The organism is Streptomyces sp. NPDC030820, from assembly GCF_055572075.1.
Genome location: NZ_JBVIEB010000002.1, coordinates 84,379 through 99,232 on the forward strand (window position 1 = coordinate 84,379; position 14,854 = coordinate 99,232).

The 14,854-nt window shown below is 68.8% G+C and carries 13 protein-coding genes and 1 tRNA gene; 11 read left to right on the forward strand and 3 right to left on the reverse strand.

Annotated features, from left to right (window positions below):
- Positions 1–360 precede the first annotated feature (360 nt).
- A complete protein-coding gene (locus ACZ418_RS05000; protein ID WP_468358847.1) occupies positions 361–1,446 on the forward strand; it encodes a UDP-N-acetylmuramate dehydrogenase in 1,086 nt (361 codons plus the stop codon).
- Between the two features lie 19 nt (positions 1,447–1,465).
- On the opposite strand, the gene ACZ418_RS05005 is transcribed toward ACZ418_RS05000, so the two are convergent.
- Positions 1,466–2,098, reverse strand: a complete 633-nt coding sequence (locus tag ACZ418_RS05005) for an NAD(P)-dependent oxidoreductase (protein ID WP_468357120.1) — start codon at positions 2,096–2,098, stop codon at positions 1,466–1,468.
- A gap of 116 nt (positions 2,099–2,214) precedes the next feature.
- Here ACZ418_RS05005 and ACZ418_RS05010 point away from each other — a divergent pair, with 116 nt between their 5' ends.
- Positions 2,215–2,826, forward strand: coding sequence for a TetR/AcrR family transcriptional regulator (locus ACZ418_RS05010; protein WP_468357123.1), 612 nt, complete (start codon positions 2,215–2,217; stop codon positions 2,824–2,826).
- A gap of 64 nt (positions 2,827–2,890) precedes the next feature.
- On the opposite strand, the gene ACZ418_RS05015 is transcribed toward ACZ418_RS05010, so the two are convergent.
- Both ACZ418_RS05015 and ACZ418_RS05020 read right to left on the reverse strand, forming a co-directional pair.
- Positions 2,891–3,931: an adenosine deaminase gene (locus ACZ418_RS05015; protein WP_468357126.1), complete on the reverse strand. Its 1,041-nt coding sequence runs from the start codon at positions 3,929–3,931 to the stop codon at positions 2,891–2,893.
- A 125-nt stretch (positions 3,932–4,056) separates the two neighbouring features.
- Positions 4,057–5,283 (reverse strand): pyridoxal phosphate-dependent aminotransferase, encoded by a 1,227-nt coding sequence (locus tag ACZ418_RS05020; RefSeq protein ID WP_468357129.1) that lies wholly within the window; start codon positions 5,281–5,283, stop codon positions 4,057–4,059.
- 262 nt (positions 5,284–5,545) lie between these two features.
- Here ACZ418_RS05020 and ACZ418_RS05025 point away from each other — a divergent pair.
- The 9 genes from ACZ418_RS05025 to rpoB all read left to right on the forward strand — a co-directional run bounded on the left by ACZ418_RS05025 (position 5,546) and on the right by rpoB (position 14,844).
- Positions 5,546–5,618, forward strand: a tRNA-Trp gene (locus ACZ418_RS05025).
- A 106-nt stretch (positions 5,619–5,724) separates the two neighbouring features.
- Positions 5,725–6,012 carry a preprotein translocase subunit SecE gene (secE, locus tag ACZ418_RS05030; protein WP_468357132.1) on the forward strand — a complete coding sequence of 96 codons (288 nt, stop codon included), beginning with the start codon at positions 5,725–5,727 and terminating at the stop codon, positions 6,010–6,012.
- A gap of 80 nt (positions 6,013–6,092) precedes the next feature.
- Complete coding sequence (nusG, locus tag ACZ418_RS05035; protein ID WP_468357135.1) at positions 6,093–6,947, forward strand: transcription termination/antitermination protein NusG; 855 nt, start codon at positions 6,093–6,095, stop codon at positions 6,945–6,947.
- 170 nt (positions 6,948–7,117) lie between these two features.
- The gene (gene rplK, locus ACZ418_RS05040; RefSeq protein ID WP_023547415.1) at positions 7,118–7,552 is read left to right on the forward strand and encodes a 50S ribosomal protein L11; all 435 of its coding nucleotides are present in this window, start codon (positions 7,118–7,120) and stop codon (positions 7,550–7,552) included.
- A 102-nt stretch (positions 7,553–7,654) separates the two neighbouring features.
- Positions 7,655–8,380: a 50S ribosomal protein L1 gene (gene rplA, locus ACZ418_RS05045; RefSeq protein WP_468357138.1), complete on the forward strand. Its 726-nt coding sequence runs from the start codon at positions 7,655–7,657 to the stop codon at positions 8,378–8,380.
- A gap of 165 nt (positions 8,381–8,545) precedes the next feature.
- Positions 8,546–9,478 (forward strand): SCO4651 family lipoprotein, encoded by a 933-nt coding sequence (locus ACZ418_RS05050; protein WP_468357141.1) that lies wholly within the window; start codon positions 8,546–8,548, stop codon positions 9,476–9,478.
- A 280-nt stretch (positions 9,479–9,758) separates the two neighbouring features.
- A complete protein-coding gene (rplJ, locus tag ACZ418_RS05055) occupies positions 9,759–10,289 on the forward strand; it encodes a 50S ribosomal protein L10 (protein WP_014674354.1) in 531 nt (176 codons plus the stop codon).
- Between the two features lie 111 nt (positions 10,290–10,400).
- On the forward strand, positions 10,401–10,790 hold the full coding sequence (rplL, locus tag ACZ418_RS05060) for a 50S ribosomal protein L7/L12 (protein WP_468357145.1): 390 nt from the start codon (positions 10,401–10,403) through the stop codon (positions 10,788–10,790).
- Between the two features lie 568 nt (positions 10,791–11,358).
- The gene (gene rpoB, locus ACZ418_RS05065) at positions 11,359–14,844 is read left to right on the forward strand and encodes a DNA-directed RNA polymerase subunit beta (RefSeq protein ID WP_451552457.1); all 3,486 of its coding nucleotides are present in this window, start codon (positions 11,359–11,361) and stop codon (positions 14,842–14,844) included.
- Positions 14,845–14,854 lie beyond the last annotated feature (10 nt).

Sequence of the window (14,854 nt, forward strand, 5' to 3'; positions counted from 1 at the left end):
TGGTCTGGGTGGGAGGTTGCGCGTGTGGGGAGGCCGCTGTCCCTGGTGTCCGCGGGCCTGGCGGGGTCGCAGGCCGCGCGCGGCGCAACGCAGCCGCCGCCCGCGGGCGTGGCCGGGGCCGGAGGCCGTATATGCCGCGAAGTCGCTCGGGGCGGTCGCCTGGCCGGGACCGTAGGCGGCACCGCGCCGGGACGCGGCGTGTCCCGGCGACGCGCTCCCGGCCAACCGCCGCGGGCCCCGCCCCGCCCACCAAGGCGAGGAGCTGCCCGCCGGGCGAGGCATGGAGACCCACCCGGCCCTGCATGGCGCGGAACCGCCCTCTGCCAGGGCTCCCTGGCCGCCGCACGTGTGGATGCGGTGCTGTCGGAGGCATCTCGTAGTCTTGGGCCCGTGCAGGTACTCCACGACGCCCCCCTCGCCCCGCTGACCACCTTCCGGCTGGGCGGTCCCGCGGCCCGGCTGGTCACCGCCGACACCGACGCCGAGGTGATCGCCGCCGTCCGTGAGGCCGACGACAGCGGGACGCCGCTGCTGGTCATCGGCGGCGGCTCGAACCTGGTCATCGGCGACAAGGGCTTCGACGGCACCGCCCTGCGCATCGCCACGCGCGGTGTCGAGCTGCGCGGCACGACGCTGGAGCTCGCGGCCGGCGAGGTGTGGACGGATGCCGTGGCGCGCACGGTCGAGGCCGGGCTCGCCGGGATCGAGTGCCTCGCCGGGATCCCGGGATCGGCCGGCGCCACGCCGATCCAGAACGTGGGCGCCTACGGCCAGGAGGTCTCCACCACCATCACCGAGGTCATCGCCTACGACCGGCGCGCCGGCGAGACCGTCACGCTGGCGAACGAGGAGTGCGCCTTCTCGTACCGCCACAGCCGCTTCAAGGCCGACCCCGAGCGCTATGTCGTGCTGCGCGTCCGCTTCGAGCTGGAGGACGCGGACGGGCTCTCGGCGCCCGTGAAGTACGCCGAGGCGGCCCGCGCGCTCGGCGTCGAGCCGGGAGACCGGGTGCCGCTGGCCGACGCGCGCGAGACCGTGCTGAAGCTGCGCGCCGGAAAGGGCATGGTGCTCGACCCCGAGGACCACGACACCTGGTCCGCCGGGTCCTTCTTCACCAACCCGATCCTCAGCGCCGAGCAGTTCGCCGCGTTCCACGCGCGCGTGCGCGAGCGGCTGGGCGACGGCGTGGAGCCGCCCGCCTACCCGGCGGGGGAGGGCCGGACGAAGACCTCCGCGGCCTGGCTGATCGACAAGGCGGGCTTCACCAAGGGCTACGGCTCCGGACCGGCCCGCATCTCCACCAAGCACACCCTCGCCCTCACCAACCGGGGCGCCGCCACCACCGAGGACCTGCTGGCCCTGGCCCGCGAGGTGGTCGCCGGCGTACGCGAGGCCTTCGGGATCACGCTGGTCAACGAGCCGGTGACGGTCGGCGTCAGCCTCTGACGGCACCCACGGCAGGGGCTCAGTACGCCACGCCCACCCCCTGCTTCACCGTCCCCTCGTCGTCGATCATCGCCAGCATCGCGTGCGCCACGTCCGCGCGCGCGATGAAGCGGCCCTTGCGCGGGAAGCCGCCGACGGCGGTGCGGTAGCGGCCGGTGAGCGGCTTGTTCTGCAGGCGCGGCGGCCGTACGGACGTCCAGTCCGTGCCGCTGCGGCCCAGCTCGGCCTCCATCCCGCGCAGATCGGTGTAGACGTCCTTCAGGACGGCCGAGACCAGGCCGCGCATCGCACGGTCCAGCGCGCCGTCGGCCTCGGGGGCGGGGCCGACGGGGCCGGCGCTGACGACGAGCAGCCGTCGTACGCCCTCCGCCTCCATGGCGCGCAGGACCGTACGGGTCAGCCGGGTGGCGACCCCGGCGTCCTTGCGGCTGCGCGCGCCCAGGCCGGACAGGACCGCGTCCCGGCCACTGACCGCCGCGCGCAGTTCCTCCGGGTCGGTGAGGTCGGCGCGGAACACCTCCAGTGCGTCCCCTGTGACGTCGAGCCGGGCCGGATCGCGGACCACGGCCGTCACCCGGTGGCCGGCGCCGAGCGCCTGGCGCACGATCTCGCGGCCGATGCCGCCGGTGGCGCCGAAAACGGTGAGGTTCATGAGTGCTCCCGTACTCGGGATGGGTGGAGTGGAACCAGTGGGTGAGTATTCACTCACCCCTCCGCCCTCTAGAGTGGGTAAGCACTCACCCACCCGTCAAGCCCGATTGGACGCCCATGGAGCCGAAGCCGGCGCGTGTCCGCATCCTCGACGCCGCCCACGAGCTCATGCTCACCATCGGACTCGCCCGCGCCACCACCAAGGAGATCGCCCGCGCGGCCGGCTGCTCCGAAGCGGCCCTCTACAAGTACTTCGACAGCAAGGAGGATCTGTTCGTGCGCGTGCTCGCCGAGCGGCTGCCCCGGCTCACGCCCCTGCTCAGCAGCCTCGCCGCCGAACCGGGACAGGGCACCCTGGAGGGCAACCTCACCGAGATCGCCCGCCAGGCCGCGCTCTTCTACGAGCAGAGTTTCCCGATCGCCGCCTCCCTGTACGCCGAGACCCAGCTCAAGCGGCGCCACGACGACGCCCTGCGCACGCTCGGCTCCGGCCCGCACCGGCCCATCCAGGACCTGGACGCCTATCTGCGCGCCGAACAGGCCGTCGGCCGGGTCCGCGCCGACGCCGACACCTTCGCGGCCGCATCGCTGCTGCTGGGCGCCTGCGCGCAGCGCGCGTTCGCCTACGACGCGACCGGCACGGGGGAGCGGCCGCCGGTCGACGAGTTCGCCGCCCGGCTCGCGCGGACGCTGGTGGGCGGGATCTCCGTTGCGTCTGCCTCGGCGTGAGCCTCACGCTGGGCATGACAAACGCCTTGCATGGGACCCGCCGGTGCGGCTGAGGTTGCGCGAGTCAGGCGGCCGGACCGGCCAGCCAGTCGTCCACGCCGGCCAGTAGCCGCTCCCTGACGTCCTCCGGGGCGGCCGAACCCCGTACCGACTGGCGTGCCAGTTCGGCGAGTTCGGCGTCCGAGAAGCCGTGCGCGTGCCGGGCGATCTCGTACTGGGCGGCCAGCCGGGAGCCGAACAGCAGCGGGTCGTCGGCCCCGAGCGCCATGGGCACGCCGGCGTCGAAGAACGTCCGCAACGGCACGTCCTCGGGCTTCTCGTACACGCCGAGCGCCACGTTCGAGGCCGGGCACACCTCGCAGGTCACGCCCCGGTCGGCGAGCCGCTTCAGCAGCCGCGGGTCCTCCGCCGCGCGCACCCCGTGCCCGATCCGCGAGGCGTGCAGGTCGTCCAGGCAGTCGCGCACCGAGGCCGGGCCGGTCAGCTCGCCGCCGTGCGGGGCCGACAGCAGACCGCCCTCGCGCGCGATGTGGAAGGCCCGGTCGAAGTCCCGCGCCATGCCCCGCCGCTCGTCGTTGGAGAGCCCGAAGCCGACCACGCCCCGGTCGGCGTACCGCACCGCGAGGCGGGCCAGCGTACGGGCGTCCAGAGGGTGCTTCATGCGGTTGGCGGCGACGAGCACGCGCATGCCGAGCCCGGTCTCTCGGGACGTGGTCTCCACCGCGTCCAGGATGATCTCCAGCGCGGGGATCAGCCCGCCCAGCCGGGGCGCGTACGACGTCGGGTCCACCTGGATCTCCAGCCAGCCCGAGCCGTCCTTCAGGTCCTCCTCGGCGGCCTCCCGGACCAGGCGCTGGATGTCCTCCGGCCGGCGCAGGCAGGAGCGCGCCGCGTCGTACAGCCGCTGGAAGCGGAACCAGCCCCGCTCGTCGGTGGCCCGCAGCTTCGGCGGTTCGCCGCTGGTCAGTGCCTCCGTCAGGGCTTCCGGCAGACGCACGCCGTACTTGTCGGCCAGTTCCAGGACGGTCCCCGGCCGCATCGAACCGGTGAAGTGCAGGTGCAGATGGGCTTTCGGCAGCTCAGAGAGATCACGTACACGCTCCATTCCCAGATCCTGCCGTACGTCCCTGCCGTACCGGTAGCCGTTTCCCCGGACGTGGTCTTGCTCGCACAAACGAACTGGGGCACCCCCGAACCCTCGGGGGTGCCCCAGTCCACATGTGGACAGGCTCAGGCCTTGGCCTCCGCCAGCAGCTTCTGGATGCGGCTCACGCCCTCGACGAGGTCCTCGTCGCCCAGCGCGTACGACAGCCGCAGATAGCCCGGCGTGCCGAAGGCCTCACCCGGGACGACCGCGACCTCGGCCTCCTCCAGGATCAGCGCGGCCAGCTCGACCGTGTCCTGCGGGCGCCTGCCGCGGATCTCCTTGCCGAGCAGGGCCTTGACCGACGGGTAGGCGTAGAACGCGCCCTCCGGCTCGGGGCACACCACGCCGTCGATCTCGTTGAGCATCCGCACGATGGTCTTGCGGCGCCGGTCGAAGGCCTCGCGCATCTTCGCCACGGCCTCAAGGTCACCGGAGACGGCGGCCAGGGCGGCCACCTGGGCCACGTTGGAGACGTTCGAGGTGGCGTGCGACTGCAGGTTGGTCGCGGCCTTGACGACGTCCTTCGGGCCGATGACCCAGCCCACGCGCCAGCCGGTCATCGCGTACGTCTTGGCCACACCGTTGACGACGATGCACTTGTCGCGCAGCCCGGGCAGCAGCGCCGGCAGCGACACGGACACCGCGTCGCCGTACACCAGGTGCTCGTAGATCTCGTCGGTGAGCACCCACAGGCCGTGCTCCAGGGCCCAGCGGCCGATCGCCTCGGTGTCGGCCTCGGAGTACACCGCGCCGGTCGGGTTGGACGGGGAGACGAAGAGCACGACCTTCGTCTTCTCCGTGCGCGCCGCCTCCAGCTGCTCGACCGAGACGCGGTAGCCGGTCGTCTCGTCGGCCACGACCTCCACCGGGACACCGCCGGCCAGGCGGATCGACTCCGGGTACGTCGTCCAGTACGGGGCCGGGACGATGACCTCGTCGCCCGGGTCGAGGATCGCGGCGAACGCCTCGTAGATGGCCTGCTTGCCGCCGTTGGTGACGAGGATCTGCGAGACGTCGGGCTCCCAGCCGGAGTCGCGCAGCGTCTTCGCGGCGATCGCGGCCTTCAGCTCGGGCAGGCCGCCGGCCGGCGTGTAGCGGTGGTACTTCGGGTTCTTGCAGGCCTCTACGGCCGCCTCGACGATGTAGTCCGGGGTCGGGAAGTCGGGCTCACCGGCGCCGAAGCCGATCACCGGACGCCCGGCGGCCTTCAGGGCCTTGGCCTTGGCGTCCACGGCGAGGGTGGCGGACTCGGAGATCGCGCCGACTCGGGCGGAGACCCGGCGCTCGGTGGGTGGGGTTGCAGCGCTCATGGAGCCCATCGTTCCAGACCGGAAATCCCCCCGGCACACGGGTTTCACAGACTGAACAGCAACGGGTCGGGACGTGAACACGGGTCCGAATCCGGCCTCCGGCCAGGACGATCTTTGGTCACCCGGCCCCGGACGGGCACTTTCTGTTCGACGCCGGGCCGTTGACCACGTACACTCTCACCTCGTTGGCCTTCAGAAGCCGCCGCCGAAACCGGTGCACACCGCGCACCCGGTCGGATGCGGTACGTTGGGGGACACACAAAGGGTCGTAGCTCAATTGGTAGAGCACCGGTCTCCAAAACCGGCGGTTGGGGGTTCAAGTCCCTCCGGCCCTGCTACACACACCGCCAGGATGTGTGCGCATGTACGTACAGCAATGCACCGCCGTGCGGCTCAGAAACCGGGCGCGGCACGGCCACGACCCGGGACCAGGTGAGGACAATGACGGACGCCGTGGGCTCCATCGACACGCCTGATGCCCAGGACGAGGCGCTCGAATCGAAGAAGAGGGCCCGCAAGGGCGGCAAGCGCGCCAAGAAGGGCCCGCTGAAGCGCCTCGCCACCTTCTACCGGCAGATCATCGCGGAGCTCCGCAAGGTCGTCTGGCCGACGCGCAACCAGCTGACGTCGTACACCACCGTGGTGATCTTCTTCGTCGCCATCATGATCGCGCTGGTGACCGTGATTGACTATGGGCTCAACCACGCGGCCAAGTACGTCTTCGGCTGAGCCAAGAGCGAAGGGCGCCGTGGCACCGGCGCCCGTTTTCGCATGTTCCACCCCTATGTATCCAGGAAGAAGCAGCCATCGTGTCTGACCCGAACCTGAACGACGACGCCATCGAGCCTCGCGGGACCGCTGCCGAGATGGTGGACGACGAGCGCGACATCGTCGAGGGCGCGGACGAGCAGGACGAGTTCGAGGCTGCCGAGGCCGAGGCGGGGGAGCCGGCCGAAGAGGCTGCCCTGAACGTCGAGGACGAGGAAGACGAGGAAGAGGCCGAGGAGGCTGCCGTCGAGGCCGCCGAGGAGGAGCCGGCCGAGCCCGTCGACCCCGTCGAGGCCCTGCGCGAAGAACTGCGCTCTCTGCCCGGCGAGTGGTACGTCATCCACACCTACGCCGGTTACGAGAACCGCGTGAAGACCAACCTGGAGCAGCGCGCCGTCTCGCTGAACGTCGAGGACTACATCTTCCAGGCCGAGGTGCCGCAGGAAGAGGTCGTCCAGATCAAGAACGGCGACCGCAAGACGATCAAGCAGAACAAGCTGCCGGGTTACGTCCTGGTCCGCATGGACCTGACCAACGAGTCCTGGGGCGTCGTCCGCAACACCCCGGGCGTCACCGGCTTCGTCGGCAACGCCTACGACCCGTATCCGCTGACCCTGGACGAGATCGTCAAGATGCTCGCCCCGGAGGCCGAGGAGAAGGCCGCCCGCGAGGCCGCCGAGGCCGAGGGCAAGCCCGCCCCGCAGCGCAAGGTCGAGGTCCAGGTGCTGGACTTCGAGGTCGGCGACTCGGTCACCGTCACCGACGGCCCGTTCGCCACGCTGCAGGCGACCATCAACGAGATCAACCCCGACTCGAAGAAGGTCAAGGGCCTGGTGGAGATCTTCGGCCGCGAGACGCCGGTCGAGCTGTCCTTCGACCAGATCCAGAAGAACTAGTCCATTTCTGGACGTCGCTCTTCCGCGCAGGTCAGGCGGGCTGTCTCAGCCAGTCTGACCTGCGCGGTTTTTGGCCGCGCATCTATACCCGTTATCGTTGTGCGGTATGCCTGCGTCAGGATCGCGATCCTCGCGCGGGCATGGACCCGAATGAAAGGACCCGGAGAGCTATGCCTCCCAAGAAGAAGAAGGTCACGGGGCTCATCAAGCTCCAGATCCAGGCCGGTGCCGCCAACCCGGCTCCGCCGGTCGGCCCCGCGCTGGGTCAGCACGGTGTCAACATCATGGAGTTCTGCAAGGCCTACAACGCCGCGACCGAGTCGCAGCGCGGTTGGGTCATCCCGGTGGAGATCACGGTCTACGAGGACCGCTCCTTCACCTTCGTCACCAAGACGCCGCCGGCCGCGAAGATGATCCTCAAGGCCGCGGGCATCGAGAAGGGCTCCGGCGAGCCGCACAAGACCAAGGTCGCCAAGATCACCGAGGCGCAGGTCCGCGAGATCGCCCAGACCAAGATGCCCGACCTGAACGCGAACGACCTGGACGCCGCCGCGAAGATCATCGCCGGTACCGCGCGTTCCATGGGCGTCACGGTCGAGGGCTGACCCCAAACCCCCAAGCAGTCATGCGGCCGTAGCCGGTCGCACGTGGCAGGGCCTGCTCGGCCCAGGGACCACGACTCCTTTTAGAACACACAGGAGCAAGTTGTGAGCAAGCGCAGCAAGGCTCTCCGCGCTGCGGACGCCAAGGTCGACCGGGAGAAGCTGTACGCCCCGCTCGAGGCCGTCCGTCTCGCCAAGGAGACCTCCACGACCAAGTTCGACGCCACCGTCGAGGTCGCCTTCCGTCTGGGTGTCGACCCGCGCAAGGCCGACCAGATGGTCCGTGGCACCGTGAACCTTCCGCACGGCACCGGTAAGACCGCCCGGGTCCTGGTCTTCGCGACCGGCGACCGTGCCGAGGCCGCGCGTGCCGCGGGCGCCGACATCGTCGGTGCCGACGAGCTGATCGACGAGGTCTCGAAGGGCCGCCTGGACTTCGACGCCGTCGTCGCCACCCCGGACCTCATGGGCAAGGTCGGCCGCCTCGGCCGCGTCCTCGGCCCGCGTGGTCTGATGCCGAACCCGAAGACCGGCACCGTCACCCCCGACGTCGCCAAGGCCGTCACCGACATCAAGGGCGGCAAGATCGAGTTCCGCGTCGACAAGCACTCGAACCTGCACTTCATCATCGGCAAGGCGTCCTTCGACGACGCCAAGCTGGTGGAGAACTACGGCGCCGCGCTGGAGGAGATCCTCCGTCTGAAGCCGTCCGCCGCCAAGGGTCGCTACATCAAGAAGGCCGCGGTCAGCACCACCATGGGCCCCGGCATCCCGGTCGACCCGAACCGCACCCGCAACCTCCTCGTCGAGGAGGACCCGGCCGCCGTCTGAGCCCTCCGCTCAGCCCGGTAGCCGCGTCAGGTACGCGTGAGTGAGGGCGGGCCCTGCAACCTTCCAGGTGCGGGGTCCGTCCTTTCTTCGTGTGAGCTTTCGTACGACTGTCAGTGGCCTGAGTTACCGTGCAGGACACATGAGTTGTCTTAGGGGTGGGACCAGATGAAGAGCACGACCGTCCGCCGTACGGCCCTTTCCATAGCGGTGGTCGCCGCGCTGACCTCCGTGGCAGCCTGCGGGTCCTCCTCGGGCTCCGGCAAGGGCGACAAGGCCGCCGGCGGCACCACGATCCGCGTCAGCCCCGTCGCAGCCGTGCTGCGCAGCGCCGAGCAGTCCACCGACAAGGCGGAATCGGCGAAGGTGCGCTCCACGATGTCACTCGGCAACCTGATGTCGGCGACCGGGACCGGCGCCCTTACCTGGGCCCACGGCCTCAAGGGCACCATGACCCTCACGTACACCGGCGGCCGGATGGCCGAGATGATGCGCGCGGTCGGCACGTCGACGACGGAGGCCCGCTATCTGCCGGACGCGTACTACGCGCACATGAGCGACACCTTCGCCCAGAAGACGGGCGGCAAGCACTGGCTCAAGTACGCGTACGCCGACCTCGCCAAGTTCGGCGGCGCCTCCGGTTCGTACATGAAGGACCAGTTCCAGAACTCCACGCCGAACCAGTCGGTGAAGCTGCTGCTGGCCTCCCATGACGTCAAGAAGGTCGGCGAGGAGACCGTCTCCGGCGTCCGTACGACGCACTACTCGGGCACGGTGAACGTCGCCGACTTCGCGGGCAAGAGCAGCAGCCTCAGCGCGGACCAGCTGGCCGCCCTGAAGCAGCAGCTCGAACAGGCGGGCGTCACCACCGACACCGTCGACATCTGGCTCAACGACCAGAACCTGCTCGTGAAGAAGAGCGAGAAGGCGGACACGGCCAAGGGCGCCCTGACCAGCACCGCCTTCTACAGCGACTACGGCGTGCCGGTCTCCGCCGAGGCCCCGCCGGCCTCCGACACGCTGGACTTCGCCAAGCTCATGAAGTCCAGCCGCCTGCCCAACGGCACCGCCACGGGTGGCGGCACCGGCACGACGTCCTGACCCGATTTGCTCGACCGAGCCCAGGTCCCGTACTCTCTTCCAGAAGCCAAAGACCGCTGGTCGTTGCCGCGCGCTCGTACGAGGGCGCGGTGGCCGAAGGATCCGCTGAAAAGTGGGCGACCCGCGCAGGTGACAGTGGAAGAACTCCCGGAGTGCGCGCGCCGAGCGCGTGTGCGGCCGGTCGAGTCCGCCCCGTGCGCCTGCGCCGGGGCGTTTCGTTTTCCCCAGTCCTCCTTCGGGTCCGCGCGGTCCGAATCACCCGGAAGGAGGCCGAGGCTCTATGGCGAGGCCCGACAAGGCTGCCGCGGTTGCGGAGCTGACGGACAAGTTCCGCAGCTCCAACGCCGCCGTGCTGACCGAGTACCGCGGTCTCACCGTGGCGCAGCTCAAGACGCTGCGCCGGTCGCTCGGTGAGAACGCCCAGTACGCCGTGGTGAAGAACACGCTGACCAAGATTGCGGCCAAGGAGGCCGGGATCACGCTGGAGGACCAGCTCTTCGCTGGCCCGACGGCCGTCGCCTTCGTCACCGGTGACCCGGTGGAGTCGGCGAAGGGTCTGCGTGACTTCGCCAAGGACAACCCCAATCTCGTCATCAAGGGCGGTGTCCTCGAGGGCAAGGCCCTCTCCGCCGACGAGATCAAGAAGCTTGCGGACCTCGAGTCCCGCGAGGTTCTGCTCAGCAAGCTGGCCGGTGCCTTCAAGGCGAAGCAGTCCCAGGCTGCCTCCGTCTTCCAGGCGCTGCCGTCGAAGCTCGTCCGCACCGTGGACGCGCTGCGCGCCAAGCAGGCCGAGCAGGGCGGTGCCGAGTAATTCGGCTCGCTTTCTGACCCGCGCCGACGGCACGGGTCGCAGCGGGCCGACGTACGCCCGCCTTATCCAGTACATCCGGCACCTGCCGATTTGAGTGGAAGGACCGCCATCATGGCGAAGCTCACCCAGGACGAGCTGCTTGCCCAGTTCGAGGAGATGACCCTCATCGAGCTCTCCGAGTTCGTGAAGGCCTTCGAGGACAAGTTCGACGTCACCGCTGCCGCCGCTGCCCCGGTCATGATCGCCGGCGGTGCCGCCGGTGGCGCCGAGGCCGCTGCCGAGGAGGAGAAGGACGAGTTCGACGTCATCCTCACCGGCGCCGGCGACAAGAAGATCCAGGTCATCAAGGTCGTGCGTGAGCTGACCTCCCTGGGTCTGAAGGAGGCCAAGGACCTCGTCGACGGCACCCCGAAGCCGGTCCTCGAGAAGGTCAACAAGGAAGCCGCCGACAAGGCTGCCGAGGCCCTCAAGGGCGCCGGTGCCTCCGTCGAGGTCAAGTAAGACCTTCCGGGTCCCCAGGACCCGACTGCGCGCTGAAATCAGTCTCGTAGGGCTGTAACGCGAACGCACCGAAGGGCGATCATCCATCTGGGTGGTCGCCCTTCGGCGTTCCGCCGGGTCCGGCCCGGGCTACCTTGCACCTGTGTTCGTGAGGGGTAGGGTGATCTTCGTCGTGTCTCCGGATCCCCGGTTCCCGCAAGGGAACCCTTGACGAACCGCACGCAGCGCGCAATTCTCAGGACGCGTCGTCACAAGGATCCGAATCCGAGGCATGGATCGACGGCGAAGAGGGCAGTATCAACGTGCGTTGAGGGCAGCATCCCGAGGGCGTTGACAAGAGTGGTGAGCACAGCGAGGGTCTCGAAAAACCCGCACTGGACATCAGTGTGCCAAGTGGCTACACTGACCCTTTGCGCTGCCTGTTAGCTGTCCCCTGCCCGTCACCAGGGGTCTGCCCTCACTCGAGCACTGACGACAAAAGCTCCCTTGACCTGGGGTTTCTGTCTCTGTGTACGGGCGAGGGGCCGGTACGCGCGTAGTGAGTCCGAGCCCTCGGAAGGACCCCCTCTTGGCCGCCTCGCGCAATGCCTCGACCGCGAATATGAACAACGGCGCCAGCACCGCCCCGCTGCGCATCTCCTTTGCAAAGATCAAGGAGCCTCTCGAGGTTCCGAACCTGCTCGCGCTGCAGACCGAGAGCTTTGACTGGCTGCTCGGCAACACCGCCTGGCAGAGTCGGGTCGAGGAGGCTCTGGAGAACGGTCAGGACGTCCCCACCAAGTCCGGTCTGGAGGAGATCTTCGAGGAGATCTCCCCGATCGAGGACTTCTCCGGGTCGATGTCCCTGACGTTCCGGGACCACCGCTTCGAGCCGCCGAAGAACTCCATCGACGAGTGCAAGGAGCGCGACTTCACGTACGCCGCCCCGCTCTTCGTCACCGCCGAGTTCACCAACAACGAGACCGGTGAGATCAAGTCCCAGACGGTCTTCATGGGCGACTTCCCGCTCATGACGAACAAGGGCACTTTCGTCATCAACGGCACCGAGCGTGTCGTGGTGTCTCAGCTGGTCCGTTCCCCCGGTGTCTACTTCGACTCCACCATCGACAAGACGTCCGACAAGGACATCTTCTCCGCCAAGATCATCCCGTCCCGGGGTGCCTGGCTGGAGATGGAGATCGACAAGCGCGACATGGTCGGTGTCCGCATCGACCGCAAGCGCAAGCAGTCGGTCACCGTACTGCTGAAGGCGCTCGGCTGGACGACCGAGCAGATCCTCGAGGAGTTCGGCGAGTACGAGTCCATGCGCGCCACCCTGGAGAAGGACCACACCCAGGGCCAGGACGACGCGCTGCTCGACATCTACCGCAAGCTGCGTCCGGGCGAGCCCCCCACGCGTGAGGCCGCGCAGACGCTGCTGGAGAACCTGTACTTCAACCCGAAGCGTTACGACCTCGCCAAGGTCGGCCGCTACAAGGTCAACAAGAAGCTCGGTGCGGACGAGCCGCTGGACGCCGGTGTGCTCACCACCGAGGACGTCATCGCCACCATCAAGTACCTGGTGAAGCTGCACGCCGGCGAGACCGAGACGGTCGGCGCGTCGGGTCGCTCGATCATGGTCGAGACCGACGACATCGACCACTTCGGCAACCGCCGTATCCGCAGCGTCGGCGAGCTGATCCAGAACCAGGTCCGTACGGGTCTCGCCCGTATGGAGCGTGTCGTGCGCGAGCGCATGACCACCCAGGACGTCGAGGCGATCACGCCGCAGACCCTGATCAACATCCGCCCGGTCGTGGCGTCGATCAAGGAGTTCTTCGGTACCTCGCAGCTGTCCCAGTTCATGGACCAGAACAACCCGCTGTCGGGGCTGACGCACAAGCGTCGTCTGAACGCCCTCGGCCCGGGTGGTCTCTCCCGTGAGCGGGCCGGCTTCGAGGTCCGTGACGTGCACCCCTCGCACTACGGCCGGATGTGCCCGATCGAGACGCCGGAAGGCCCGAACATCGGTCTGATCGGCTCGCTCGCCTCCTACGGCCGGGTCAACGCGTTCGGTTTCATCGAGACGCCGTACCGCAAGGTCGTCGACGGCCAGGTCAGCGACGAGGTCGACTACCTGACGGCCGACGAGGAGGACCGCTTCGTCATCGCGCAGGCCAACGCGCCGCTGAACGACGAGATGCGGTTCGCCGAGGCCCGCGTGCTGGTCCGCCGCCGTGGCGGCGAGGTCGACTACGTCGGCCCCGAGGACGTGGACTACATGGACGTCTCGCCGCGCCAGATGGTGTCGGTCGCGACCGCCATGATCCCCTTCCTCGAGCACGACGACGCCAACCGTGCCCTCATGGGCGCGAACATGATGCGTCAGGCCGTGCCGCTGATTAAGTCCGAGGCGCCGCTCGTCGGCACCGGCATGGAGTACCGCTCCGCGGTCGACGCCGGCGACGTGGTCAAGGCCGAGAAGGACGGTGTGGTCCAGGAGGTCTCCGCGGACTACATCACCACCGCCAACGACGACGGCACGTACATCACGTACCGCCTGGCCAAGTTCTCCCGGTCCAACCAGGGCACCTCGGTCAACCAGAAGGTCATCGTCAACGAGGGCGACCGCGTCGTCACCGGCCAGGTGCTGGCCGACGGCCCGGCCACCCAGAACGGCGAGATGGCCCTCGGCAAGAACCTGCTCGTGGCGTTCATGCCGTGGGAGGGTCACAACTACGAGGACGCGATCATCCTGTCGCAGCGCCTCGTGCAGGACGACGTCCTCTCCTCGATCCACATCGAGGAGCACGAGGTCGACGCCCGTGACACCAAGCTCGGCCCCGAGGAGATCACCCGGGACATCCCGAACGTCTCCGAGGAGGTCCTCGCCGACCTCGACGAGCGCGGCATCATCCGTATCGGTGCCGAGGTCATCGCCGGTGACATCCTCGTCGGCAAGGTCACCCCGAAGGGTGAGACCGAGCTGACCCCCGAGGAGCGCCTGCTGCGCGCGATCTTCGGCGAGAAGGCCCGTGAGGTCCGTGACACCTCGCTGAAGGTGCCGCACGGCGAGACCGGCAAGGTCATCGGTGTGCGCGTCTTCGACCGCGAGGAGGGCGACGAGCTGCCGCCGGGCGTGAACCAGCTGGTCCGCGTCTACGTCGCGCAGAAGCGCAAGATCACCGACGGTGACAAGCTCGCCGGCCGGCACGGCAACAAGGGTGTCATCTCCAAGATCCTGCCGATCGAGGACATGCCGTTCCTGGAGGACGGCACCCCGGTCGACATCATCCTCAACCCGCTGGGTGTGCCCTCCCGAATGAACCCGGGACAGGTCCTGGAGATCCACCTCGGCTGGCTCGCCAGCCGCGGCTGGGACGTCTCCGGCCTCGCGGACGAGTGGGCCCAGCGCCTGCAGGCCATCGGCGCCGACCAGGTCGCCCCGCGCACCAACGTCGCGACCCCGGTCTTCGACGGTGCCCGCGAGGACGAGCTGGCGGGTCTGCTGCAGCACACCATCCCGAACCGCGACGGCGAGCGCATGGTGCTCCCGTCCGGCAAGGCGCGGCTGTTCGACGGCCGTAGCGGTGAGCCGTTCCCGGACCCGATCTCGGTCGGCTACATGTACATCCTGAAGCTGCACCACCTGGTCGACGACAAGCTGCACGCCCGCTCGACCGGTCCGTACTCGATGATCACCCAGCAGCCGCTGGGTGGTAAGGCCCAGTTCGGTGGCCAGCGGTTCGGTGAGATGGAGGTGTGGGCACTCGAGGCCTACGGTGCCGCCTACGCCCTCCAGGAGCTGCTGACCATCAAGTCCGACGACGTCACCGGCCGCGTGAAGGTCTACGAGGCCATCGTCAAGGGCGAGAACATCCCCGAGCCCGGCATCCCCGAGTCCTTCAAGGTCCTCATCAAGGAGATGCAGTCGCTCTGCCTGAACGTGGAGGTGCTGTCCAGCGACGGTATGTCCATCGAGATGCGTGACACCGACGAGGACGTCTTCCGCGCTGCGGAGGAGCTCGGCATCGACCTGTCCCGGCGCGAGCCGAGCAGCGTCGAAGAGGTCTGACGGGAGTCCG